This is a genomic window from Paraburkholderia sp. J94, from assembly GCF_905220285.1.
Taxonomy (GTDB): domain Bacteria; phylum Pseudomonadota; class Gammaproteobacteria; order Burkholderiales; family Burkholderiaceae; genus Paraburkholderia; species Paraburkholderia tropica_A.
Window position 1 is genome coordinate 1 of record NZ_CAJMZH010000032.1, and the last position, 23,715, is coordinate 23,715.

24 protein-coding genes and 2 pseudogenes are annotated in these 23,715 nt (G+C 57.1%); 13 read left to right on the plus strand and 13 right to left on the minus strand.

Annotation, left to right across the window (positions count from 1 at the left end):
• The first annotated feature begins 333 nt into the window (after positions 1–333).
• From U4Y88_RS37250 to U4Y88_RS37260, 3 genes are all read left to right on the plus strand, one after another.
• Complete coding sequence (locus U4Y88_RS37250; protein WP_321790024.1) at positions 334–909, plus strand: hypothetical protein; 576 nt, start codon at positions 334–336, stop codon at positions 907–909.
• 619 nt (positions 910–1,528) lie between these two features.
• Entirely contained in the window at positions 1,529–1,966 is a 438-nt protein-coding gene (locus U4Y88_RS37255; RefSeq protein WP_321790025.1) for a GNAT family N-acetyltransferase, read from the plus strand.
• Between the two features lie 80 nt (positions 1,967–2,046).
• Positions 2,047–2,571: a GNAT family N-acetyltransferase gene (locus tag U4Y88_RS37260; RefSeq protein WP_321790027.1), complete on the plus strand. Its 525-nt coding sequence runs from the start codon at positions 2,047–2,049 to the stop codon at positions 2,569–2,571.
• Between the two features lie 108 nt (positions 2,572–2,679).
• Here the strand turns inward: U4Y88_RS37260 and lepB are convergent, their stop codons facing one another.
• The gene (lepB, locus tag U4Y88_RS37265) at positions 2,680–3,369 is read right to left on the minus strand and encodes a signal peptidase I (RefSeq protein WP_321790029.1); all 690 of its coding nucleotides are present in this window, start codon (positions 3,367–3,369) and stop codon (positions 2,680–2,682) included.
• 447 nt (positions 3,370–3,816) lie between these two features.
• Here lepB and U4Y88_RS37270 point away from each other — a divergent pair, with 447 nt between their 5' ends.
• Both U4Y88_RS37270 and U4Y88_RS37275 read left to right on the plus strand, forming a co-directional pair.
• Positions 3,817–4,320: a hypothetical protein gene (locus U4Y88_RS37270; RefSeq protein ID WP_321790031.1), complete on the plus strand. Its 504-nt coding sequence runs from the start codon at positions 3,817–3,819 to the stop codon at positions 4,318–4,320.
• Between the two features lie 24 nt (positions 4,321–4,344).
• A pseudogene (locus U4Y88_RS37275) lies at positions 4,345–4,449 on the plus strand (recombinase family protein); the annotation flags it as partial.
• A 462-nt stretch (positions 4,450–4,911) separates the two neighbouring features.
• Here the strand turns inward: U4Y88_RS37275 and U4Y88_RS37280 are convergent.
• From U4Y88_RS37280 to U4Y88_RS37835, 7 genes are all read right to left on the minus strand, one after another.
• On the minus strand, positions 4,912–6,342 hold the full coding sequence (locus U4Y88_RS37280) for a DHA2 family efflux MFS transporter permease subunit (RefSeq protein WP_321790059.1): 1,431 nt from the start codon (positions 6,340–6,342) through the stop codon (positions 4,912–4,914).
• Complete coding sequence (locus U4Y88_RS37285; RefSeq protein ID WP_321790033.1) at positions 6,323–6,652, minus strand: hypothetical protein; 330 nt, start codon at positions 6,650–6,652, stop codon at positions 6,323–6,325. Before U4Y88_RS37285 ends, U4Y88_RS37280 begins: the two co-directional genes overlap by 20 nt.
• 1 nt (position 6,653) lies before the next feature.
• Positions 6,654–7,217 (minus strand): cysteine hydrolase, encoded by a 564-nt coding sequence (locus U4Y88_RS37290; RefSeq protein ID WP_321790035.1) that lies wholly within the window; start codon positions 7,215–7,217, stop codon positions 6,654–6,656.
• Between the two features lie 68 nt (positions 7,218–7,285).
• Positions 7,286–7,717, minus strand: coding sequence for a MarR family winged helix-turn-helix transcriptional regulator (locus tag U4Y88_RS37295; protein ID WP_321790061.1), 432 nt, complete (start codon positions 7,715–7,717; stop codon positions 7,286–7,288).
• Positions 7,718–8,512: 795 nt separating this feature from the next.
• Positions 8,513–8,947 carry a GNAT family N-acetyltransferase gene (locus U4Y88_RS37300; protein WP_321790037.1) on the minus strand — a complete coding sequence of 145 codons (435 nt, stop codon included), beginning with the start codon at positions 8,945–8,947 and terminating at the stop codon, positions 8,513–8,515.
• Positions 8,948–9,022: 75 nt separating this feature from the next.
• The gene (phnF, locus tag U4Y88_RS37305) at positions 9,023–9,754 is read right to left on the minus strand and encodes a phosphonate metabolism transcriptional regulator PhnF (protein ID WP_321790038.1); all 732 of its coding nucleotides are present in this window, start codon (positions 9,752–9,754) and stop codon (positions 9,023–9,025) included.
• A gap of 36 nt (positions 9,755–9,790) precedes the next feature.
• Positions 9,791–10,069 carry a hypothetical protein gene (locus U4Y88_RS37835; protein WP_415774559.1) on the minus strand — a complete coding sequence of 93 codons (279 nt, stop codon included), beginning with the start codon at positions 10,067–10,069 and terminating at the stop codon, positions 9,791–9,793.
• Here U4Y88_RS37835 and U4Y88_RS37310 point away from each other — a divergent pair.
• Both U4Y88_RS37310 and U4Y88_RS37315 read left to right on the plus strand, forming a co-directional pair.
• The gene (locus U4Y88_RS37310; protein ID WP_321790040.1) at positions 9,974–10,468 is read left to right on the plus strand and encodes a hypothetical protein; all 495 of its coding nucleotides are present in this window, start codon (positions 9,974–9,976) and stop codon (positions 10,466–10,468) included. The two genes, U4Y88_RS37835 and U4Y88_RS37310, sit on opposite strands and share 96 nt — an antisense overlap.
• A 710-nt stretch (positions 10,469–11,178) precedes the next feature.
• Positions 11,179–11,751, plus strand: coding sequence for a phosphonate degradation HD-domain oxygenase (locus U4Y88_RS37315; RefSeq protein ID WP_321790062.1), 573 nt, complete (start codon positions 11,179–11,181; stop codon positions 11,749–11,751).
• A 301-nt stretch (positions 11,752–12,052) separates the two neighbouring features.
• On the opposite strand, the gene U4Y88_RS37320 is transcribed toward U4Y88_RS37315, so the two are convergent.
• Positions 12,053–13,111, minus strand: a complete 1,059-nt coding sequence (locus U4Y88_RS37320) for an AraC family transcriptional regulator (RefSeq protein WP_321790042.1) — start codon at positions 13,109–13,111, stop codon at positions 12,053–12,055.
• Between U4Y88_RS37320 and U4Y88_RS37325 the strand changes: the two genes are divergently transcribed.
• Both U4Y88_RS37325 and U4Y88_RS37330 read left to right on the plus strand, forming a co-directional pair.
• The gene (locus U4Y88_RS37325) at positions 13,110–13,817 is read left to right on the plus strand and encodes a DJ-1/PfpI family protein (RefSeq protein WP_321790044.1); all 708 of its coding nucleotides are present in this window, start codon (positions 13,110–13,112) and stop codon (positions 13,815–13,817) included. The genes U4Y88_RS37320 and U4Y88_RS37325 overlap by 2 nt on opposite strands.
• Positions 13,818–14,011: 194 nt before the next feature.
• A complete protein-coding gene (locus U4Y88_RS37330; RefSeq protein ID WP_321790046.1) occupies positions 14,012–14,584 on the plus strand; it encodes a helix-turn-helix domain-containing protein in 573 nt (190 codons plus the stop codon).
• 446 nt (positions 14,585–15,030) lie between these two features.
• Here the strand turns inward: U4Y88_RS37330 and U4Y88_RS37335 are convergent, their stop codons facing one another.
• Positions 15,031–15,945 (minus strand): LysR family transcriptional regulator, encoded by a 915-nt coding sequence (locus U4Y88_RS37335; RefSeq protein WP_321790048.1) that lies wholly within the window; start codon positions 15,943–15,945, stop codon positions 15,031–15,033.
• Positions 15,946–16,045: 100 nt separating this feature from the next.
• Here U4Y88_RS37335 and U4Y88_RS37340 point away from each other — a divergent pair, with 100 nt between their 5' ends.
• Entirely contained in the window at positions 16,046–16,873 is an 828-nt protein-coding gene (locus tag U4Y88_RS37340; RefSeq protein WP_321790050.1) for an SDR family oxidoreductase, read from the plus strand.
• Between the two features lie 440 nt (positions 16,874–17,313).
• Here the strand turns inward: U4Y88_RS37340 and U4Y88_RS37345 are convergent, their stop codons facing one another.
• Positions 17,314–17,685 (minus strand): helix-turn-helix domain-containing protein, encoded by a 372-nt coding sequence (locus U4Y88_RS37345; protein WP_321790051.1) that lies wholly within the window; start codon positions 17,683–17,685, stop codon positions 17,314–17,316.
• A gap of 160 nt (positions 17,686–17,845) precedes the next feature.
• Here U4Y88_RS37345 and U4Y88_RS37350 point away from each other — a divergent pair, with 160 nt between their 5' ends.
• Both U4Y88_RS37350 and U4Y88_RS37355 read left to right on the plus strand, forming a co-directional pair.
• A complete protein-coding gene (locus U4Y88_RS37350; RefSeq protein ID WP_321790053.1) occupies positions 17,846–18,688 on the plus strand; it encodes an alpha/beta hydrolase in 843 nt (280 codons plus the stop codon).
• A 30-nt stretch (positions 18,689–18,718) separates the two neighbouring features.
• Positions 18,719–19,831: an NADH:flavin oxidoreductase gene (locus U4Y88_RS37355; protein ID WP_321790055.1), complete on the plus strand. Its 1,113-nt coding sequence runs from the start codon at positions 18,719–18,721 to the stop codon at positions 19,829–19,831.
• A 395-nt stretch (positions 19,832–20,226) separates the two neighbouring features.
• Here U4Y88_RS37355 and U4Y88_RS37360 read toward each other — a convergent pair whose 3' ends face one another.
• The gene (locus tag U4Y88_RS37360) at positions 20,227–21,396 is read right to left on the minus strand and encodes an epoxide hydrolase (RefSeq protein ID WP_321790057.1); all 1,170 of its coding nucleotides are present in this window, start codon (positions 21,394–21,396) and stop codon (positions 20,227–20,229) included.
• Between the two features lie 297 nt (positions 21,397–21,693).
• Positions 21,694–22,530, minus strand: coding sequence for a hypothetical protein (locus tag U4Y88_RS37365; RefSeq protein ID WP_321790064.1), 837 nt, complete (start codon positions 22,528–22,530; stop codon positions 21,694–21,696).
• Between U4Y88_RS37365 and U4Y88_RS37370 the strand changes: the two are divergent.
• Positions 22,478–23,686, plus strand: a pseudogene (locus U4Y88_RS37370) (Tn3 family transposase); the annotation flags it as partial. The gene U4Y88_RS37365 and the pseudogene U4Y88_RS37370 sit on opposite strands and share 53 nt — an antisense overlap.
• Positions 23,687–23,715 lie beyond the last annotated feature (29 nt).

A 23,715-nucleotide genomic window follows, 5' to 3' on the forward strand; every position in this document is an offset into this window, starting at 1 on the left:
AGCGCCGCGTCAATGCGCTGCGCCGCGAAGGCCTGCTGCCGCAATGGAATCTCGCGTACTGGGTTGCGATCGCGGTGGCCGCGCTCGGCGCGTTCGCGCTCGGTTCGCTGGTGCTGGATTGATGCTCGGCGACCGGGTCACGCCCAAGCGGCGACGATCGGCGCCCGCGTAACGTGAGTGCCCTTCCGCCCGCCAACGCTTCCCCCATGTTCGCGACGTTCGCCTCGATGAACATGAAACCCTCCGCACTGATGTCTGCATTTCCGGCGCCAGCGAAACCGGTCAAGCACGCTCAGCACGCTGCTCGCGCTTCTGATTGGATTTACGCTCTCAATGGCGGTGAGCCGATATGATCAGCGCAAGAACTTTGAGGAAGAGGAAGCGAACGCCATCGGCACCCAGTACCTGCGCGCAGAACTGCTTGGAGAATCACGAGCCACGACGATAAAGGCGCTTCTGCGTGACTATGTGCAACTGCGCATCGAATACTACAAGACGCGCGAGCCACGCGAACTTGAAATCATCAATGCGAAGACCGCTGAACTACAGAGCCAGTTATGGACTGGCGTACGCGAACCGGCGATCGCGCAACCCACTCCGATCGCGGCGCTCACCGTAAGCGGCATGAATGATGTAATCAACACACAGAGCTATACGCAGGCGGCGTGGGTGAACCGCATTCCGGTTTCGGCATGGACGCTCATGATCGCGATCGCGTTTTTCAGCAACCTGATGCAGGGGTATGGCGCACGCGGCGCGACCGGGCGACGCGTATTGCTGTTCGTATTACCCATCACGGTCTCGCTCTCTCTTTCACTTATTGCGGATATCGACAGTCCCCGAGGCGGGCTCATCCGCGTGGTTCCGCAGAACATCATCAGTCTGCAGCAGTCGCTTCCGGCGAGCTGACAGCAACTCCGGTGAACGATGCTCCGTAGCACCCAACAATGGGAAGCAGCCAATGGCTTCCTGACAAACGGAAAGGTTGCTCAGGGTCGTCAGCCGGCCGCCCCGCTTCGATGCCGCCTTGTCTCCCCTCCAAGTACATCGAGCCGTAGCTGCTCATAAATGACTTTCCGCTCCCCCCCGAACTCGTCTGCGGTCGCAGATCGAGGCTTGGCTCGAAGCGCTGCGGCACACTCGTGGACGCTTAACGGTCGCTGCCCGAGATGGGGAGTCAGCAGGTCGCTGATTAGAAAGGAAATTTATATCGGGCCGAAACGGAAAGCCTCACCAGGCCTAGCGCAGGCTAACCGGAAAATTGCGCCGAAATCAAAGGGATACCTGCTAGTGAGTAGCAGCATTGTTGTTGTTGTGAAGTTTGATAAATTATATTATGTAAAATTAGGCCAGCGTCTCACAGGTATCCGGCGCTCCGGTTCGAATCGGGCCGGTCGTCCGTGACTACTCGCGGACGTGATGATGCAATACGCGTCTGCGTGCGGCCAGAAGCGGCCGCTCGACATCGCATTTATGATCGTTAACAATCAACGAGGCTCAACCTCGCTCACCAATTCGCAGGGTGGATATGAATTTCCGATTCGCCGTCGCTCAGGATGCACGCCACCTCGCTCCCCTTAACGCTCAACTTATCCGCGACGAGGGGCATCGCAACTCGATGACTGTTGAGCAGCTAGAACAGAGGATGGCGAGTTGGCTCGCGCGCGGTGAATACGAAGCGGTAATCTTCGAGCAGGCGGGTGCTACAACAGGATATGCCCTGTTCTGCCGCAATGACGGCCATGTTTACCTCCGGCAATTCGTCGTCGTCCCGGAGTTTCGTCGGCGTGGCGTCGGTCGATACGCGCTGAATTGGTTGTGGGCCAATGCCTGGACCGACGTGGGCCGCTTGCGTATTGACGTGCTTGTCGGGAATCGCGCAGGACAGGCGTTCTGGCGATCCGTCGGCTTCCAGCCGTACTGCTTGACCATGGAAATGGGCACTCCGCGGATAGAACAATCCTGACTCTGCTGTGTGTACCGTGTGGTGAGGAAGCGGCCGATCAGCATCGCCGCGCAGATCGTCAACTAACCGCGCGCCGTAAGGTGAGCGTTGACGCAAAGGCGCGTTTTAAAATAACGACGGTTTCCCCACGATCACTGAGCGGCGTGAATTCTCAACCAACCATCCGAATAGCGCGGCGCACAGATGCCGAGATCCTTCAGTCGTTGTATCGTCAGTTGGTCAACGACGAGAATGTCAAGGTTACTGAGTGCCGGGTCGAAGCCCTCGCGAAAGACCCTAACACTCACCTGCTGGTGTACGCGATTGACGGCCATGTCCGTGGGACCGTACTGGTTTGCCTTTGTGCGGACGCGATGTATGCGGAACAGCCTTTTGCGGTAGTCGAGAACCTTGTCGTTGATCAGGAGTGCCGTGGGTATGGCATCGGGCAGGCACTGCTACGCGAGGTTGAGCGATTTTGCCTTTTGCGGAACTGCTCGAAGATGATTCTTCTCAGTTCGGCGTCTCGTATCAACGCACACCGATTCTTTGAGCGGGTCAGTTTCCGTGGCAAACGAAAGCGCGGTTTCGTCAAATACCGCAGCCAGTTCAGCGAAGCGACGTGAATCCCTGTCGCCCATCGACCAAGAACGGCCAATCTGAGGTACTTAATCGAGTGACCGCTTCGTGGAATCAAGGCAAATTGTCTGAGCTAGTGACCAGTGTGGAAAAGCTCAACCGAGTGGTGCGTCAAGCGACCTGCCGAGACGCTCATATCGCGGAAGATAGTAATGTGCAGGATTCAACGAATAGGCAACGCGCTCTGCTTTTCCCATGATCTCATTGCGGGGAAAGAATCCAAAATATCTGGAGTCCGCACTATTGTCCCTGTTGTCACCAAGCATGAGGTATTTCCCAGGTGGCACGACGACCGGGCCGAACGACTCCCGTGGACTCGGCGCATTAGGTAACAGACGAATGATATGGGCCGACGTTCCGTCGATCACTTCGGAGTAGTATTCTCCGCGCGAGGCCGAAGAGTCTGAGAATTCATCTCCCTTAAGTTCCCGATAGTTCACCTCTGAGCCGTTGATAAACAGTATGTTGTCGCGCATTTCAACGCTGTCCCCCGGCAAACCAATCACACGCTTGACTAACAGTTCGTGCGCCGCCGAAGACTGAATCGTGACAATGTCCCCTCGCGACGGATTGTGAAGGCGTACGAGAGTGAAACGCGTGAGTGGAACCCGAATGTCGTACGCCATTTTGTCCACGAGTATCCGATCCCCGACTTGAATCGTCGGAAGCATCGATCCACTGGGCACGACATTCCAATCCGCGACGGCACTGCGAAATACTGTCATGAGGAACAGAAAAGCAACGAATCCTTTATTTGCTTTCCAAGTCTTTACAATGAAGCGCATTAACTTTCGTCTCCGTAAAGAAACGCTATCGGAGACCCAATATAGCCTAAAAAAATTCGATAAGCCCTGTCGTCATGAAATGCCATGCTGAACGCATAAGCTAACGAATCGCGTCCTTCCAAAAAAGCGGTTTCGTTGGCGATGGTGCGCGACGATGCGCAGGAAAAGTGAGGCGGCCATTCATTCGACATCCTGGAGGTCCGCTTCGGATCACACTGAGCCAGTTCGCTGCCGCAGCGCACTACTGCGCGACGCATGAGTCGGTAGCCGGCCAGTTTCAGTCGTTCGACTTTGTGCCCTCAATTGCTGACAATTAGCCGGTGGGATCGGGGATGAACGACGCGACGAGCAGGTCGGGAAGAAGGTGTTTTCGGGCCGGTAGCGGCCCTCAACAGGCGAGGCCGAGTGGCTCACAATTGATCGCTGATCACGTATCAGACGCTGACTATGGCCAAGCTGGTGCAAAATTTAACCGAAAGGGCCGCAGTGGTGAAAATAATAGGCACATTATTATATCTATTCGGGGCATTGGGGGGGGCTGCAGCTCTAGGGCTTTGCCTGATGCTCTGGGTTGAAAAACCTATCGGTCTACCGTGCCATGCAACTAACTATGACGGAATACTGCGCATAGAAAATTGGCCCGGAACGTCAGAATATTTAGTCACTGGTGGGCACGATGTTTTTTTAGCGTCTACTCGCCTACATGCTGCTGGCCCTGTCGGAATGGCCATATTGAAGGGGCTGCCTTCTGGCTCGCATTTGCATGTCGAGTTTTGCGGCTCTCAATTTGTCCGCCTGACTTCAGAAGGCCATGAAATCTTCATGCTCACTCAGCAGGGCGTTGAAGAGAACGTTGCGCATGGCATTGCATCAACGGTACGCTTCACTGTATTTTGTTTCATTGCCGCCATACTTGGTTACTTGGTCGCACGGCGGGCATCCGACATCTGATTCGTGACTACCTCTGCTTGATGTAGCGAATATCACGTCGCACCGGACCAGCAACAGTGGCAGCGCGTAGAGCATGACTTGCGCCACAACGACGTGCGGATCGTTCGCTGGCGCGACCGTATCAGCCGTCTGCCGACAAAAGAAACGAACGACCGTTGCCGGCAAAGTCGGGCGTCCGCTCCGGGTCGACACCGGAAGTTGGGCGGCAGCAGTGAGGGCTGGCCGCGGCTGCAGCATCGGCACCCTCCTCTGATCCGGCTTCTCCACTTCAGGATGGGCAGTCAGCAGGTCTCTGATTGGAAAGGAAAATGATAAGGGGCCTAAAGGCAAAGCCCCTTCAAACCTGGTCCAAGCTAACCGGAAAACTGCACGAAAATCAAGGGGACACCTACTCGCCCATTGTCGGATAGTCGATGAGCAATACGATTCACACAAAGATGGTGGCCGATGCGTTGCTACCAGACCGGAAATAATTGTTGGCATGCACATCATTCGTCAAATTGCAGACTTCCGCACTCGCTGACGTGACCGCGCGGACACGTCGCGAAAACGGCGATCGCAGGATCTGCACAAAGATAAGAAATCGTACGCTCACTCACGGGCCGCCACGTCGCCTATCCGACGAGGCAACTGGACGGCAGCCAAAAGGGCAAATGCATGAATACCGCAGAGAACGAGAAACGCCCACCCGTAGGCACTCGAAACCGCATGACCGGCGTCGACGGGCTTTAGCTTCCAGGCCAGGAATGTCGCACAAAAAATCGTTGCCGTCGGGCCTCCGAGACGCTGGACAATGTTGAGGGAGGTCGTCGCCATCGGCATTCTCTGCCGGCTAACGGAAGCATATGCGGCGGTCAGCGATGGCAACCCCACGCCACTCATGCCCATTCCCCGGAATAGCAAAGCGGGTATGAGCACTTGCAGACTCAGCCCGTGGGCGGCCAGGTACAACATTGGCAATGTGGCGGCGAGTGTCAGAAACGCGCCTCCGGCGCACACACGCCGAATGCCAAATTTATCCGTCAGCGCGCCCATGAATGGATTGGCAAGCATCATGCCGACGCCAAGCGGCGCAAGCATCCAGCCCATCTCGCCAGCCGTTCGCCCGCAGGCCTGAATGAGAAACGCCGGAATGAGCATCTGACCAGCGAACATACCGCCGTTCGACAGGAATTGCGTCACTGCCGCGGTCGAAAAGACCTTGCGCCTGAACAGTCGCAGGTCGATCAGCGCATCGTCGCCCTCTCGCCGCGCTGTCCACAGGAAGACAAGCATCATCGCCACGCCGCCGGTCAGGATAACGCGCCCCGTGGTGTGATCGAGTCGCTCGGAGCCATACAGAAACATTACCAGCCCAGGCGAAAGCAATGCGAGACCGAACCAGTCCAAAGTTCGCAGCGTCGTCTCATTCTTGTCGTTCGGCAGAAGCAATATTACCAACAGGAGTGCGATGCCTCCGACCGGCAAATTGACAAGAAACAGCCAGCGCCACGAAGCATGTTGCAGGATGGCGCCGGCGATTATGGGACCCAGGACAGGGGCCAGCAATACGGGAAGTGCCATATAGCCCGCAACGCGGGCCATGTGTTTACCAGCCGCCCGGGCGATCATCATCTGCGTCATGGGTGCCAGGAGCCCCCCGCTAATGCCCTGCAAGACGCGGAATCCAATCAGTGAGGGCGCCGACCATGCAATGCCGCACAGCGCCGAGCACAGCGTGAACGCTGAGAAGCACCAAAGGTAGAGTGCCTTTGCGCCAATGCGATCGACCAGCCATCCGTTCAGTGGCAGAACCAGGGTGAGCGCCAACAAATAGCCGCTCGTGACCCACTGAATCGTCGAAAAGCTACTATTCAGCTCCACCGCGAGCTTCGACATGGAAACGTTAACGATTGTCGCGTCGAGCTGTGCGAGTAGCGCCCCGAACAGCGCGACGCCGGCAATTTTCCATACCGCCGGATCAATCTGCTCTTTCGCCTGCGTGCGCTTACCATCGGCGGCTTCAAGAGAGCTTTGGGGCATGGCCGCCATTGAAGCAGCCAAAGTGCCGCGCCGAGAACAGTGAGATCAGGAACGCGCCGGCGCCCAGGGCGATGATGTCGGCCGCATCCCTCAACTGGAAATCACCGACACGGCAAACCAGCAGGTAGCCGACAATGATGTTGAAAAAGCCCCAGAGCACATTAATGCTCGATGAAGATTTCCCTTCACCGGGCGGCTTCGCGAACGGGCTCTGAAATGACTGTCCCATCATGCCGCTCACAGCATGCGGCACAGCGTTCGCCAGAAAGAAGCCACCGAAGAAATAAGCCAGCAGGAAAAGCCAGGACATCTCAAAAGCTCCGTGTCGAAAGGTAATTATTGATTTCTTTGCTGGTGCCCGTCTCACCGAGCTGAGGAAAGATCCGCTCAAGACTGTTAGCGTGGGCTTCCGCGCTGACATCCGTCGTGGCATCGACAGCGAGGGTGATGTTGAAGCCGAGTTCATGTGCCTGCCGCGCAGTTGACTCAACACCCAGACTGGTTGCGACGCCACAGACCACCACTTGCGTTACACCATTCGCTTTGAGGTACGCCTCAAGGTCGGTCCCTGTGAACGCGCCCCAGGTGCTCTTGGACACGAGATGATCCTGCGGCTGCCTATCCAGCTCCGGCAGCAACTCGGCCCAGTCGGGAGGAAGGCCGCCTCCCGCCTGGTTCCGCTCTGTGCGGCCCGGTGACATACCGATAACGTTAACCAACACGACGGGAAGGCCATGTTGACGAAAGTTGGCCGCCAGCCGACTGGCGCTCTCCACTACGTTTGTGATGGGATGCACAGTGGGGATCGATGCAACGATCTTTTGCAAATCGATGATGATCAGCGCAGTTTTAGAATCCAATTGAGTAACAGACATACAGTTATCCTAAATGTTTGAATTTTGTATACGTCAGCACCGCCATTGCTAGTGCTGACGCAGGACGTTCAGGAATCGCCGATCTTCTCGATGATCGCGATCGCGGCGATGAGTGCTTCCAGGTCAGTGGTAGGGAGTTGGTCGAGTGCGCCCACCAACCAGTTTCGTTTCATGGCGCGGTGGCTGGTTCTCACCGCGACGCCAGCCGCAGTCAACACAAAGAGGATCTGGCGACGATTTGTCGGATGAGGCCGGCGCTCGATCAACCCTTCCTGTTCAAGACTCGCCAGAATGACACCCATCGATTGGGGTTTCATCAGTTCTGCGCGCGCCAGATCCGCGGTAGTCATGGGTCCACCTTGTTCCAGACGAGCGAGGACGCCCATCTGCGAAAGGGCCAACTCGGTCGGATTGGCTTCGGTGCGTAGTCGCCGCAACAGCCGACTGATCGCTGTCGTAAGATCCTTAGCAACTATGTCCAGTGATGAATTGAATGTCATGGCTGCACTATATTTGATAGAAGATAAACTTGCAAGTTTACCTGTCATTACATCCGGCTCTGCTTTGCCTGCAAGGAGCGGCTGCGAGATTTCGCGGATCAAGGGCTTCAGCCGGGAACTGCTGGCGAACTTCCGGTTTTTGGGACGCCGTCGGAACAGGTGTGGCCGTTCGGGCCGGTAGATTGTCGGCCTGCATTGATTCGAAGGGCTTTTCGCAGGCAGCGGCGAGGGGCTTGTCGCAGCTTCTGACCGCTATCCGGCTGGTGCCTGGGGAAGGCGGATGTCTGATGCCCTGGCAGCGTAATTGTTGATGCCAAAGACGCCTGACGTCTCTCCGTTCGAGGGCGGACTTGCGGCGGCGGTTCGCTCCTCCGCTCTGGCTAAACGCTCGCCTGGATGGGGAGTCATCAGGTCATCTATTAGAAGGGAAATTTGTAAAGACCTGGCTCGACCTAACCGGAAAGCCGCACCAATACCAAGGGGAACCCGATCTGCGAGGCCTTGCAGACGCCCCCCCGAGGTTTCCCCATACCGATCGATGGAAGCGTTCAGGATCAGAAACGGCAGTCGGGCTCCGCCCGGGCGAAAAACACGCTCGCGAACTAGAGAATCTCGTTGGCACAGAACAGATCCTTGACCTCCCTCTCATGAGCTTGACAGGCGCATTGCGCGCTCCCAGCCTTCCGGGGACAACTTGGGCACCAACTTGCTAATAGCTCAATATTCGGCAATGCAGCCTCCACGATACTCAATGCGCCTCATTGCCTTTCGGCGGCTCTCGTCAGCCGACCAAGCTCAAGCATTCGACCTTCCGTTACGGATGAACGAGTACCGGTCGATATCCGTTCGTAATTGCCAGCCCTGGTGTTCCCAATAGGCCTGGGCATCGACGTTCGTCTTGATTACGTCGACGTGGCTTTTTGCAATCCCGAGCGCTTCCAGACGAGCGATGCAGCATTCGACCAGCGCGTTTGCGATTCCTTGGCGTCGATGTGCGGACGCCACGACAAGATGTTGGAGATAACCGCGACGTCCATCGTGACCGGACATGATGCACCCTACCGTTTCATCGCCCACTTTCGCGATGAAGCTCAGTTCGGGATTGCGCTCCAGATATCGCCGGGTCGCTTCGTGAGAGTCCGCATCGCGGAAGGTGACACCCGGCGTTCGTTTCATCAGGTCAATGACATTTTCATAGTCATCGATCGTCATGATACGGATAGTAAGCATGAATTTTCCTTTCGATGTGAGTCGTTATCTTGCATTTTCTGGCACCTGCAGCAGGGTGCCGATGGAAATCGCGCGTTAGTCGAACTGAAGTTCCATGCGGTCACCGGCATAACGAGCTACTCCGTGATCCACTGGCTTGCCGTCCTGGTCGATATAAAGGCTTTCGGTCGAAAGCACAGGTGCTGGCCAGCTCAGCTTGAGCAGCTTGAGGTCTTCCGGTTGGGCGAGTTTTGCCGAGACCACCATCGACTTTCTGGTGGATTCCACCCCGTACGTCTTGAGCGTGGCACTGATTGATCGCGCTTTGCGGTAACGCGTCAACAAGTCAGGGAATCGATCGGCGGGGAAAGAGTGCCTCGCGGAAATCGCCGGCTTTTTGTCGATCGTACTCAGCGAATCGATGACCCATACATCCGCCCCCGGAGTGACGGCCAATGCAAGTGCGATTTCCGGCTCCGCCGCTATTCGTGCAAACTTCAGTACCTTCACAACCATGTTGTGGCCGCTGCGCACCATGCTTTCGAGCGATCGCGTCCGTTTGTCGATCTTGTAGCTGAGCGCCCTTTCGGTAACGAAGGCCCCCCGTCCATTCTCGATCTGCACGTAGTCCTGCGCGCTCAATTCCGCGAGCGCGCGACGAACGGTGTGTCGGTTCACGTTGAACCGTTCTGCAAGCGCGCACTCGCTGGGCAGGCGTTCTCCCGGTGCAATCGCCCCTGTCGCGATTTCAGAGAGCAAACTAGTTTCGATCTGCTTCCAGATCGAAGTGCCCTTTCTTCTTGGTTGAATGAGGTCGTTCGAGTCCATACTTCAAGTCCGTGGCTCTCTGAACTGTATAACAATCTATACAGCCTTGCAATGCACGTTGCACGGGGCCGATTTGCCCCTCGTGGGTGGTTCAGGGAAACAGGTGCCACAGCAGGCCCATCTGCGCGCAGTTGCGATTTTCGGTCTGGTCAAGCACGATCGACTGGCCCTTCTCAGCACAACGGCAATTATTTCTTTGCTCGGATGCGCAGGAATACAGTGAATCAGCACATGTTGCGACGCGCCGCTGAGCAGTTGCTGGTCGACCTGAAAGCCGGAAAACGCTGCGACTCGCCGAACACGTTCTGCTTCCATGTCAGTCGAAACTCACGTGTTCGTGTAGATAGCGGTCGCGTCGCGAACAGCCGCTACCAGATAGCCGCCCCGCGTTACATTTTCGCGCACGAATTCGAGCGTGCTAGCGTCGGTTGTACGCATCCGGTATTGCCACCTTCAGCTTCATGCCAAATCCGGGACCAAATAGATAGAGGAACGGCACACGTTGTTTCCATCGCCGACGCCCGTGACCCGCAGACCGTTGGTATCGTTTACAGATTCGGTGAGCGTCGTATAGTCCGACAACACCTGAGATGGATGATGCGGGTCGCTCGAACGATCCACAAGTGCCGTGCCTGCAAAAGCTGCCATCGTATTGAGGCCGGCGTCGTAATCGACTTGTGCAACGACCAGTTCGTGGTCGCGGCGATCACCTGAATTCTCCCGACAGGTCGCTCACTAGAAGATTGCCGCTCTTGCTAGTCGATCGCGGACGAAACCGCCCATCTTCCAGACCCCGACCTCCGACGAGCAGCGGGTTCGCGGTCACGTCTTCTGAAACAACAGTGCGCTCCACCTAGCTCCGCTCGGGCCCGCGAGTCCGGAAATCCAAGAGGAGCGCAGGTTTTCGCCTGATAGCGAGCAGATTGCTGCCCGACGTGACTGCGGCGAAATTGATTCGCCGTGCCACACCAGGCATCCCAACTTTTCGACAGCAATTGCTCAATAGTCTCATGACTGGCGCCAGTGAGCCGACGTCTCGAACGGCTCGAGACCAAGCGCACAATGCCGCGGTTGAACAATCCGACGCTGCCTGAGCAGCGCCGGCCTGCACACCGAGGCGACCTGCGTGGCCCACTTTAAAAGTACCCGATTTTCACGCTTCTTACTTAATTTGCGTTGCGGACGCCGACAACGAGCATCACGAGAGTCTTCACTTGACCTGTATATAAATCTATACTGCTCTAGTCCGCATTACACCCTGCACGGCCGGCTATTTCGTGACGGAAGCGCTGGCCGGGGCGCTTCCGAGCAACGCGGGCGATAACGGAACCGATCGCCTTCTCCGCAAAGCCTCAGACCAAGAGCTCGAGCGGCGATGGCCCGGTCATCAAACTCTGGACTTTCTGGTTCTCGTAGGGGGGGAAATGGCCTTAAGCCTGGACAACATCCGCAGTCTCTTTGATGAATTCGGAGACCTTTCTTACAGCGGTGAGCCTGTGACGCAACTTGAACATGCACTTCAATGCGGCGCGCTTGCCGAAGCCGAGAGCGCTGACGAGGCGCTGGTATGCGCGGCCTTCCTGCATGACATCGGTCATCTGCTGAACAAGCGCAGCGACACACCAGCGGCGGCCGGCGTGGACGATTTGCACCAGTATTACGGCTTGCCGTTTCTGCGACCGGTGATGCCCGATGCGGTGATCGAACCGATCCGCCTGCACGTAGATGCGAAACGTTGCCTGTGTGCAATCGATGAAGCATATTTGGGGCGGTTGTCAGCTGGATCGGTACGGAGTCTTCAAAGACAGGGCGGAGTGTTCTCCGCTGCAGAGGTGCAAGCGTTTCTCCAAAAGCCGTTTTCCGCTGACGCGCTTCGACTGCGTCGCTGGGACGATGGAGCAAAGGTTGCGGACTGCGCGACGCGTCCGATAGAGCATTTTATTAACATCGTGTGGCGCGTTATGGACAGACACACTCAGCAGGCCCTGAACGTGTGAATGCTTGCTATGCAGCCGAAAATGTCACTAAGTCGGCTTGATCGAGTTTGAGTATGCTCAAAACCCTAAACTTGCTGCTCACCGAATCGCCAGCAACCCTGACACCACCGACTGGATAGACGGCTATACCATCGGCAACGCCGCCGAACCTCAATCGACGTCCATACGCCTGTCGACCAGGAGGTCGGGTTGATCCCCGCATGACTTGCGGTACGTGGAAACGCGATAGGGTCGAGCCAAAATGGCATAACACCTTCCAGTCCTTTCGGCAAAGTGCGGGAGCCGTTCCGTTCACGAAGAATCATGCTCTTTCGTTGAAACGCTGCCTCCACTGTGTCGGCCCGACCGCGAAGTTTCTGACGAACACATTTCTCAAACGCTCCTCCCGCCCGAGACCTGTGCGCCGCGCGACTTCCGATAGCGACAACGAAGTCGACGTCAGTAGCGCTTGCGCTCGTTCAATGCGCAGACCTTCCAGTGCCTTACCTGGCGTCATCCCGATCTTCTCGGTAAAGTGACGAATGAAAGTGCGTTGCGACATGCCAGCTTCATCGGCCAGATCGGCAACTTTCAGCGATCTGTGCAGATTCTTGTTGAGCCACTCGAAGAGCGGACCGAATCCATCGACCGATTGCAGAGTAAGGGGCGTACTGAACTGTGCCTGCCCACCGGAGCGTCGCATGTAAACGACTAACCTGCGCGCAGTTCGACCCGCTATAGCACTTCCCAGATCTGCTTCAACCATGGCAAGGGCAACGTCGATGCCCGCACTGACGCCAGCGGAACTCCAAACGCTGCCGTCGCGAACCCAGATCGGATCCGGTTCCACCCGGACACCTGGAAATTCCCGTGCTAGCTGGCCGCACGCACGCCAGTGTGTTGCCGCCTTGCGCCCTTCGAGTAATCCGGCTTGAGCTAACAAAAAAGCCCCCGTGCAAACCGAACAGATCCGACCGGCTCGCCTGGCGAGATCTGCCACATGACGAACAATCTCGGACGACTGGCGCGCCACATGCACGCCAGGGCCGCCCGGTACAACGAGCGTGTCGATCTGCGCATCTTTCGGCAAGCACTCCGTCAATACTGTCATTCCGCCTTGCAACCGGATGGCCCCGCCGCCGACAGAAACGAGTCTGCACTGGTAGCCCCCTGCCCCCGAAGCCTCTTCGCTAGCGGTATCGAAGGTTTGGAGCGGGCCGGAGACGTCGATTGGCTGCGCGCCGTCGAAAACGTAAATAACAATCCGACGCGCAGTACGATTCGCGATCATGGTCATTGGCAAAAAATACGTTATTTCTGTCCTTTTTGCCAGACCGAATGCTGGTTTAATGCCCTCATCATCCGGACGAACTCCAGCCATGACCCAACAATCCGAAATCAAAGTCGCTGGTCTTCTGCTTTTTCAGAACATCACACAACTTGATCTCACTGGTCCGCTGGAAGTGCTCGGACGGCTACCGGGTTGGCGCGTGGAAATTGTCGCGCCGACTTTGGCCCCCGTGCGCGCCCACAAAGGGTTAGTGATTCAACCGGATGCCGATTTCGGTACAGCTTCGCCTTACGAACTATTTGTCGTACCCGGAGGCCCCGGAACAGACAATGCGATCCTCGATCCCAAGATCGTCGAATTCGTTCGTGATCGAGCAAACGCTGCTGCATATATTTTCGGCATTTGCACAGGATCTCTACTGCTCGGTGCGGCAGGGCTGTTACGTGGACGACGTTCTGGCGGACACTGGCAATCCCGTGATCTGCTTAGTCTGTTTGGCGCAATTCCCTCCGACGATCGAATGACAATAGACTCCAATATCTACACATCAGGTGGTGTGACGGCAGGAATCGACATGGCTTTGCGCGTCGCTGCGGCAGTCGCCGGAGACGAAGTCGCACAGCAGATTCAGTTGCAGATTGAATACGATCCGGAGCCGCCATTCAAGGCCGGTACACCGTTGGTCGCACCACCGGAGATCGTCGAGCGAGCGTTGACCGCCACGGCTAGACGTCGTGCGATTAGAGTCGCCGCCGTGCAAAAAGCGGCAATGCGTCTTGATGGCCTCATCGACTGACTTCCAACCATCGAATCCTGCCTCCACCTCCCTCCGAAGATGGTCCAGAATTGGGTTCGATTTTTGGCGAAACAATGTTGAACCCCTGAATTATCCTGACAGACATTCCATTTATTAAATATCGACCCGAGTCAGCTTTAAATCTCGAATTGATCGGATATTTTTTATATAAAAAAATTGCACTCGTAAAAAATGTGACTTCGAGCAACTTACTTCTCGGGAATAAAATGCGGCGACTACGACGGCGGATCGCCAAGACCCTAAGCGATATATCAAAGGTCTCAGGTCTTTCGAAGGGCTACCTGTCTCAAGTGGAACGAGGCTACGTATCTCCTTCGTTGTCTTCCCTGGCGAGTATATCGTCAGCCCTTGGGGTTACGCCCCGTTATTTTCTCGATAGTGTATTTGAAACAGCTGAAATTTCGCGCGCTGATCGTAGGACGTTCTTTGGCATTCCCGGATCCGATAGCACTTTCGCGTATTTGAAAGAAAATAATAAAAATTTGGGGATAGAGGCAGCATTGGTGCGCATAGCAATCGGCGATGGCTTATCTAATCGTCAATACCTCTTGGGTGAGCAGTTCATTCTCGTCGTCGAAGGTGAAGTTAGGTTGACCGTGGATGATAAAACGCTTGTTCTGCATGAAGGAGATTCTGCACAATATAAGTCCTCGATTTTTCGCGGCTGGGAGAGCACTGGCAAAGCACAGGCGATTTTGCTGTGGATAGCCACGCCAAAGTTGTTCTGGAGTGATCTACCCGGGTAGTGCAGGAGACTACGGATCCTGACCGCATTGGGCGATTTTACGTATAGAAAACGCCCCCCTGAAGGAAGCCCACCGGGACGCGGTATTCGTATCACATTCGAAAGCCGACGGTCAGAGTGGCCGATGCAAGTGCCAAACGCATTGGGGCAGCGCTTTATTCTATTGCCTCGGAGATGGGGATGGCGCGCGAGACGCATCCCAACTTGATCAATCAGGCTGAGCCCTACCGCTGCTAACGAATCGGGAGCACGACCGCCGGTCGAAGACATGGTCGCGTTCACCGACGAGCATCGATATGTCGACCGTGTCGAGCTGATCCTCGGGCCGGTACCGATCACCCCGTCAACATCTTGCAGTCACACCCAGCGGCTCAGCGACGTGGAGCAGTAACAGGCACGAACGCGTCAAGATGTTGGGCAGAAGGGCATCGTCGAGGCGATCGGGATTTACCCCACTTCATTCGACCTCTCGTCTGGCAGTGCTCGCAGCAAGTCAATAAACGCGCGCAACCCCGCTGGAATATGGCGATTACCCGGAAAATAAAGGAATAACCCGGGAATCAACGGACACCAGTCGGTCAGTACCGCGACAAGCCGCTTGCGCGCCAGCGCTTCGCGGGCATAAGACTCCGGTATGTATGCAACGCCAAGTCCGTCCGTGGCTGCTTCGGCCATCAGCGTAATGCTGTCGAGTGTAAGCGCGCCGGGAGGATCGATCGAAAAACCTTCTCCGTGACGCGCAAACTCCCAACGATAGCGTTTGCCGCTCGGCAGACGATGCCGGATGCAACGGTGCATCTGCAAATCCTGCGGAACGACCGGCTGCCCATGCTTGCGCAGATAGCGCGGCGACGCAACGGCCAAAAAGCGTAAGTCATCGCTCACACGGACTGCAATCATATCCTTATGCAGCGCTTCGCCCAGCCGCACACCTGCATCGAAGCCTTCGGCAACGATGTCGACGAACTGCCCTTGCGCGACGAGATCGAGTTCCATTTGTGGATACATCGCCAGAAAGCGCGGCACGACGGTCTGCAGCAGTTGCCGAATCGCACCTTCATTGCCATTAATGCGAAGCGTGCCACGAAGCGCATTGTCGTCGCGCGCGACGTCCTCGAGTGCGTGCTCGAGCTCGCTGAGCACGGGTTGCAGACGCGCTAACAGACGCTCGCCGGCTTCCGTCAGTGATACGCTGCGCGTGGTCCGATTTAGCAGGCGCACGTCAAGATCGCCTTCGAGCCCGCGCATCGCATGGCTCAGCGCTGAGCGCGATACGCCCATTTCGCCTGCGGCCTGCACGAAGCTGCGGCGCGCGGCGACAACCATGAAGGCCTGCAGATCGGAGAGGGTTACTTTGGCCATTAGTGAATTTCCTTCAACATGGAATACCGATTGCCGGCACTTCTCGGACGAATCATACTCTCCTAGCATGAGCGCTCAACCGGTCCATTTGAGAGTGAACATGACGAAAAACTGGCTGATAACAGGTGCGTCAAGCGGGTTGGGGCGTGAGCTGGCGGAACAGCTCCTCGGCCGTGGTGACAGGGTCGTCGTGACGCTGCGCAAACGCGGCGCACTGGACGATCTGCTGGCGCAACACAATGATCGACTGCACATCGTCGAATGCGATCTGACGAGCGCAGATGCGATCCGAGCTGCCGTCGCGCAGGCATTCACAGCGCTCCCACGCATCGATGTTGTCGTTAGTAACGCGGGGTATGGTCTCTTCGGCGCAGCTGAAGCTCTCGACGATGCGCAGATCGCAAGGCAAATCGCGACGAATCTGACTGGTTCAATGCAGTTGATCCGCGCGGTTATCCCACGACTGCGGGCGCAAGGCGGCGGACGCATCGTGCAGGTGTCGTCAGAAGGTGGGCGAGTCACCTATCCAGGCTTTAGCGCCTACCACGCAACGAAATGGGGCATCGAAGGTTTCGTAGATGCCGCGGCGAAGGAGGTCGCTCCGTTCGGCATTGATTTCTTGATCGTGGAGCCCGGCCCTACTCGCACGAATTTTGGCGCTGGCCTCGATCATGCGAAACCGATGAGCGTGTACGACGCCACACCCGTGGGGGATATCCGTCGTGCGTTCGACGCGGGCCATTTCGAATTCGCGAATGCTGCGAAGACCGTCGACGCGATGATTGCCACGATCGAAAACCCCACTCCCCCCTTGCGGCTTGTGCTAGGCAAGTCTGCGTACGAATCGATACGCTCGTCGTTAAGGAAACAGCTTGAGATGCTGGAGGAGCAGAAGGAAATCGCGTTCTCGGTCATGGAAGACGAGTAGCCAGATAGCGTTCGGCACAAAACCTCGTAGTCTCTCGCGTGCGCGATATCGGCGTAAGGAGCATCGCCAAAATCCTTGCTTACGCTACCCGATTCATGAAAGACGGGGGCATCGCAATGTCGGGTGGGTATTATTGATCTAGGAGCGGTCAACGATGCCGATAAATTGTTGGTGCGAAAAATCGACGAATTGCACATGACGTCTTCGTTTGCTGGAGCACCGATGAGGCCGCCCTGTTGCGCTTGGAAGCGCCATAAAGTACGTCGCCGTCGCGTGCGCACGCATGATGAGGTGCGTGGGCGTCGAGATGCTGTGCCGTCAGCACCGACACCAGCCACTACAGCGCGCAGCAGATCAAGGCGCCGTATCCATGCGACTGCCGATTCGTGCATCCCGTCGGGCTTAATCGTGATCAAGAGCCAGCGCCTCAGCGATGATCGTCACAAACGCTCCCTATCGTCGTAGGATCGCCGGGCCCGCTCGATCTCGTCCAAATGCTTGATCGACCAGTCATAGACGGCACCGAACGGAACCTGAAGCGTGCGCCCTAACTCGGTGATCGAATACTCGACGGCAACCGGCGAGGAATTGATCACCTTACGTGCAATCAACCCATTACGCTCGAGGCGCCGCAGAGCCTGCGTAAGCGCCTTGTGCGTGATGCCCTCCAGCCGCCGCTTGACTTCATTGAATCTCGACGGTTTCTCCGAAAGCAGCGTGAGGATCATAACCGACCACTTATTGGCCACCTGATCAAAGAATGAACGAGCGGCGCAGTCCGCGAAAAACACTTGATCGACCTCGCAAGCCATACCGGTATCCTCCTGTATATCTACGCACTTCGAGGTGCGTAATTGACCGTAGATAGCCAACGTATACCATGGGTGTCGGCATGACTCCTTCGAGCCCGCAGTCGCCGACGCTCTGCTGGGGCGCGAATCGACCGACTGGCTGATCACTACGGAAAACCGAATGAAAGCAGACCTGACCACTTCATCGTCACTCGACACACGAGATTTCGCCGCCGCAGCCGCCGCATCCACAGCACGGCTCCATTCGAGAGACGTTGGCACAGGCAAGAACGTGATATTTCTCCACGGATGGACGTGCGACTCCGAGGACTGGGCTGGGCAAGTGCCCCACTTCAAAAGCCGGTATCGTGTGGTGACCGTCGACCTGCGCGGGCATGGCAGTTCCGAGGTCATGCCATCCGGCGCATATTCGCCTGCGGACTATGTCGACGACATCGAGTCGTTAATTACAACGCGCTACGCGGGTGAACCATTTGTAATCGCGGGACACTCTATGGGTGGCCAGATCGCGGCACGGCTCGCGGCTCGCCGGCCGGACCTGGTCAGCGCAGTGATTTCGGTCGATGGGGCACTCGGATTTTCTAGCGAGGCCGCAGACGTTTTTCAGAAAACCGCGCATCAACTCAACACGAGCGACCCGCGCGCAGTGGCGGCCTCTCTGTTCAATCTCGTCTACGGTCCCGCTACCGATCCGGCTCACAAGCAGCAGCATGCAAACCGGCTTCAGGACACGCCGTCGCACGTTATTCGCGAGTCCTTTTCTCCTTTGTTCTTCGGCGTCGATCAAGTTGGTATTGGAGAAGCGAGTGCGAAATTTTGCGCAGGGTTGCGCGTGCCCTTCTATCACTTGTGCATCGATCCGGTTCAGGCCGATCGCATGCGGCCATGGTTCTCTCACCCCAAATCAAAGGTAGAGGCATGGTCCGATGCAGGGCACTGGATCATGCAAGACCGCAAGGACGACGTGAATGCCGCCGTGTCCGCGTGGATTGATTCGCTGTAGCCGATTTCCCTTTCCAGCCCAAGGATTTCCGTGTCGAATCTTGATGCCCTGTTTAGCCCCTATCGTCTGAATACACTCACTTTGCCGAACCGCGTGGTGATGGCGCCCATGACGCGATCAATGTCGCCCGACGGCGTGCCGACCGCCGAAATGGCCGCTTACTACCGCCGACGCGCCGAAGGCGGCGTTGGCCTGATCATTACGGAGGCCGCCGGAATCGCGCGGCCGGCCGCGCTCAATGAGCCGGATATTCCGCACTTTTACGGCGATGCGGCACTCGCGAACTGGAAGACCGTCGTAGACGAAGTCCACGCGGCGGGAGGACGTATTGCGCCGCAGCTGATGCACGTGGGACAGAAACGCTCGAATGCTGTAGCCGACTGGACACCGCCATCGCCCTACGAGAGCCCTTCGGGGCTTTCCTTGACCGGGGAGCCTGTTGGCCTACCTATGACCGATGCCGACGTAGCTGAAACGATCGACGCCTTCGCGCGTGCGGCGGCCAATGCCGAACAGATCGGATTCGATGGCATAGAGTTGCACGGCGCCCACAACTATCTCATCAATCAGTTTTTCTCGGAGGACTTGAATACGCGCGGCGACCAGTACGGCGGTTCGACGCTTCTCGAACGCTCACGTTTTGCCATTGAGGTCCTGAAGGCAGTTCGCGCCGTTGTGAGTCCAGGCTTCCCCATTATTCTCCGGCTTTCGCAATGGAAGCCGAAGGATTTCAACGCCCGTCTCGCGGCCTCGCCTCAAATTCTTGAGGAGTGGCTAGGTGCACTCGTCAATGCCGGTGCGGATGCCTTTCATCTCTCACAGCAGAGATTCTGGCAAGCGGCATTCCCTGAGGTCGATCCGCAACTCAATCTTGCCGGCTGGGCAAAGAGGCTCACGGGCGTCACTGCCATTACCGTCGGCTCCGTCGGACTAGCTGGCGCTGTCTATGAGTCGTTTGCTGGCAAGAGCGCACAAGCGACGTCGCTCGATGACCTGCTGGCAAGGCTCGAACGTAACGAATTCGATCTCGTCGCCGTCGGGCGGCAATTGCTTCAGGACGCTGCGTGGCTGGAAAAAGTCCGCAACAATCGTCTCGACGCAATTGCAGACTTCACGCCCGCTGCCTTCGCCACGCTGAGCTAACCGTCCCGTCCCTGAGCGGTGGCCCTGATTCGACCATGTGCGTGTGGTCGAATCAGGGCCACCGCTCAGGGACACTCCCCGACTTCCCAGCAACGGACGGCTATGCTGTCGGCGCCAATGAACTTGCGAGCGCCGATGTGAACACTGCAAGCGTTAATTACGAAATGCTAACAGTCCCGACGAAAACATCATGCGACTCTCACCGGACTACGCTTGAGCACAGCATTAAACCGTCGCGCGGAAGCGGCTCTAGCAACGGCTCGGATCTTTCGCAAACGTTACATGTTAATTCGTCTCATCGCTGAGACGAGGGGCGCTTACCCGCCCTGATGCTGGTCATTTGTCCACTGTCGTATCGGCGGCCAGCGAGGAGTTCCGCTACGCTCTCTTCACGTTCATTTCTGGCGGAACGCTCGGAAAAAATTCCTTATTTCAGCCGCTAGCAAACGAGGTTGTTCCATCGCTGCAAAGTGTCCGCCACGCGGCATTTCACTCCACTGGGTCACATCGAACGTACGCTCGACCCAACTACGCGGAGGCTGGCTCAACTCCTTCGGAAAGCGCGCAAAACCGACCGGCGGTGTGGCGCGCGGTGAACCGGTGAAATTCATTGGCTGCAAACGGTTTTCCCAATACATCTGCATCGACGTGCCGATGCTTTGCGTGTACCAGTACAGCGAGATATTGGTTAGCAAGTCGTCTTTCGAAAACACGCGTTCGACATCGCCGCCACAATCGCTCCACGCCCGGAATTTTTCTCCGATCCACGCGGCGAGACCCACCGGCGAATCGTTCAGCGATGCGGCGAGCGTCAGCGGTCTGGTCGCGTGCATGTGCGCATAACCGCCTTCGAGTGCGAACCAACTGTTTTTCGCGCGCAAGAAGTATTCTTCATCGACGGAAAGCGGCTGTTGCGATGCATCGATCGCCGGTTCATATGTCCCCGGCAAATAGTTAAGATGAATGCCGTCGACAGCTTGTGGAAATCGCACGGCCAACGCTATCGACACGCTAGCGCCGAGATCGCCACCCTGTGCACCGAAGCGCCCATAGCCGAGTCCGCGCATTAGCGACGCCCACAAGTCGGCCACTTGAAACGCCGACATACCACCTTCCGCCGGTGCTGCCGAAAATCCGAAGCCAGGTAGCGAGGGGACGACGACATCGAACGTATCGGCGGGATCTGCGCCGTGCGCGGCAGGCTCGCACAGTTCGTCGAGCAACGCTCGAAACTCGAAAAACGAGCCTGGCCAGCCGTGCGTGATGACAAGCGGATACGGTGCCTTACCGGCCGATAAACCGACGCCGCGTCGATGCAGGTAATGCACACGCTGCCCACCCACAACGGCGATGAATTGTGGCAAGGAGTTTAGCTTCCTTTCAGCCGCTCGCCAGTCGAACTCAGTTGCCCAGTATGCTGTAAATTCACACAGCCAGGCTGGATCGATACCCTGCTGCCACACCTTCGACGGCGTGGCGGGCGTCCAGCGAGCAGCGCGAATGCGCTGGCGAAGGTCCTCGATATCGTGTTCGGGGATGGCAATCTGAAACGATTCGATTTGCACGTTGAGGTATCAGAATAGTGAAGTACTAGAGCATAGCCCACCGAGCCGCGGCCGAGGTATCTAACCCGTTCTGCGTTATAAATCTGCCCAAAGTTGAAGGCCAACGAGGTCGACTGCTAGCCCCAAAAAAGCTAATGCTGCGCAGACAACGAGAATCGATGAGGGTGGCCAGCGCTACCATCCGGGCAGACCACCCATACCATTGACGCGGATGAATTCACGTTGCCGAGCTCAAGAGTTTTCGCCCCCACTCTCTAGAGTACGCATTCGCCGCATCAGTCGTCCAAGCCAAGTCAATCAACAGCGGGCGACTTTCCCGTTTGAACGGGATTGGATGCGGGCCAACAGCATCCTGGACACGTCTTCGGCAAAAGAAGGCCGGGTTTCAATCCCGTGCTGAACCCATGCGTCCGGGCGTCGCCAGAATTCCGGATCGGCGTCATGGTCAGCACGCTTGAATCGAACTGCATGTTCCGCGTGCTGGGCGAACCAGTTAGCGCGCTCGGGCCCCTCTGTCTTCGGCAGCAGACCGTTTGCAGCCTTGATCTGCTCGCTATTGCGTGTCGCGCGTTGTGTAAATAGATCGGCGTCTTCTTCGGTCCAACTCGATGCAGGATATCGATGCCGATCGGCGCAGCGCTTAAATATCTGATACACAACGCCGACGTTCCACATACTTGCGGAGCTCGCAAGCTTTTCCACGTTCTCGCTCAGATCTCTCGCGATGCCGCGCTCGGTCAGGTCAACAGCTTTTCGCTGCAAGCTTTGCCAGTCTTTTGCGCCAACTCGCGTTCCGCAATCTTCTCTGTCATGCAGGCTTGCAATGCTGGCCTGCACGCCTGCGACGGGTTCTTCGCGATAGACGCCTTGCAGTGGCCAGTCGGACCGAAACACCAGGTCTAGAAGCAGTTCCTCTGCCATTCCGCCGAAATCGACCCTCACGCCCATGGCTTCGATGTGCGCATCCAGAGCGGTAGACGCTGGAACGGAGTCTTCAGTGCGAGCGTGACGCATGAAATACGCCATGACGATCAGATTGCCAAGCAATGTCGGTCCGCCGAACACCTGCTCGAACGCATCGCGGCTACTGCAGCCACATCCACCCAGCCGCCGCAGCGAGATCCGGCAGTGCATGCTTCGAAAGCGGCATTAAGCGCGCAATCTGCTGATTCGTATTGTCCAGCTGCCATTCGAAGCCGACTCCGATCATCCGGTTATCGATGCGATTGCCCTGTTGCGAGGTCTCTACCGGCGTCATGCCTACCTGCTGCCTGACGGCGTGAACATCCGGCTTGGGCGCGCCTGGCGCGAATCAATTGATGGTTACGACCGTCTGAAGGCAATGGTGGCTTTCGAATGGGCCACGCTTTTTGCGATGCGTATTGCTCTTCGCAACGGCACGATCTTTGTCGAGCACAGCTTTTCCTTCCGGAGTCAGGCACACATGCTGATCTCCGCCGAAGATTGGCGAACAAAGCGAAACAACCTGTATGGGCACCTCGGGCTACCGCAGGACCCTCAGGAGTTCCTTGGACCGGTTCTGGCTCATCTCGCCCAGCGCCTTGAACTGCTGAATCGTGCAGCGGATGAAGGCGCGGTGCGGATTGATACGGCGGTGCATCTCGATCCATTGGAAGCCCAGCCAGAAGACGCAGCATCCGTTCGCCTGCGAAGAGCGATTTTTGAAGCCCATCCGCCCGGCCAGCTGCCGGAGATCATTCTCGAAATTGACAGCGCAACGCGCTTCAGCTGGATCCTGCTCGGGCGTGAACCTCGATCGCGAGTCGAATTACTCATGATGTATTCGGCCGTACTGGCGCACGGAACCTCGCTCTCCGCAGCGGAGATATCCCGAATGGTCCCGGAGATCTCGCCGGTCGCAATCCGTCAGATGATGAGGCGACTTGAGGACGAGAGAATGCTTCGGCTCGCTGCCGATGCTGTGCTCGAATTCATGCATGAGCATCCCGTCGCCGCTCATTGGGGCCGCGCCGATCTGGCATCGTCGGACATGATGTCGCTTGAGACGACTCGTACAGTCTGGCAGGCGCGTGCCGATCCGCGGCGGCGCACGGCATCCATCGGGATGTACACCCACGTGCTCGATCGGTGGGGTATCTTTTACGACCAGCCCATCGTGTTGAACGATCGCCAGGCCGGCGCCGCGATCGAAGGTGTTGTCCGCCAGAGTGCGGCCGGGGACATCGCGCAGCTTGCCGTTGACACTCATGGCTACACCGATTTCGCAATGGGCCTGGCACGGGCACTAGGATTCGATGTATGCCCTCGCTGTTGATTTGCGCGGAATCCTGACCCACC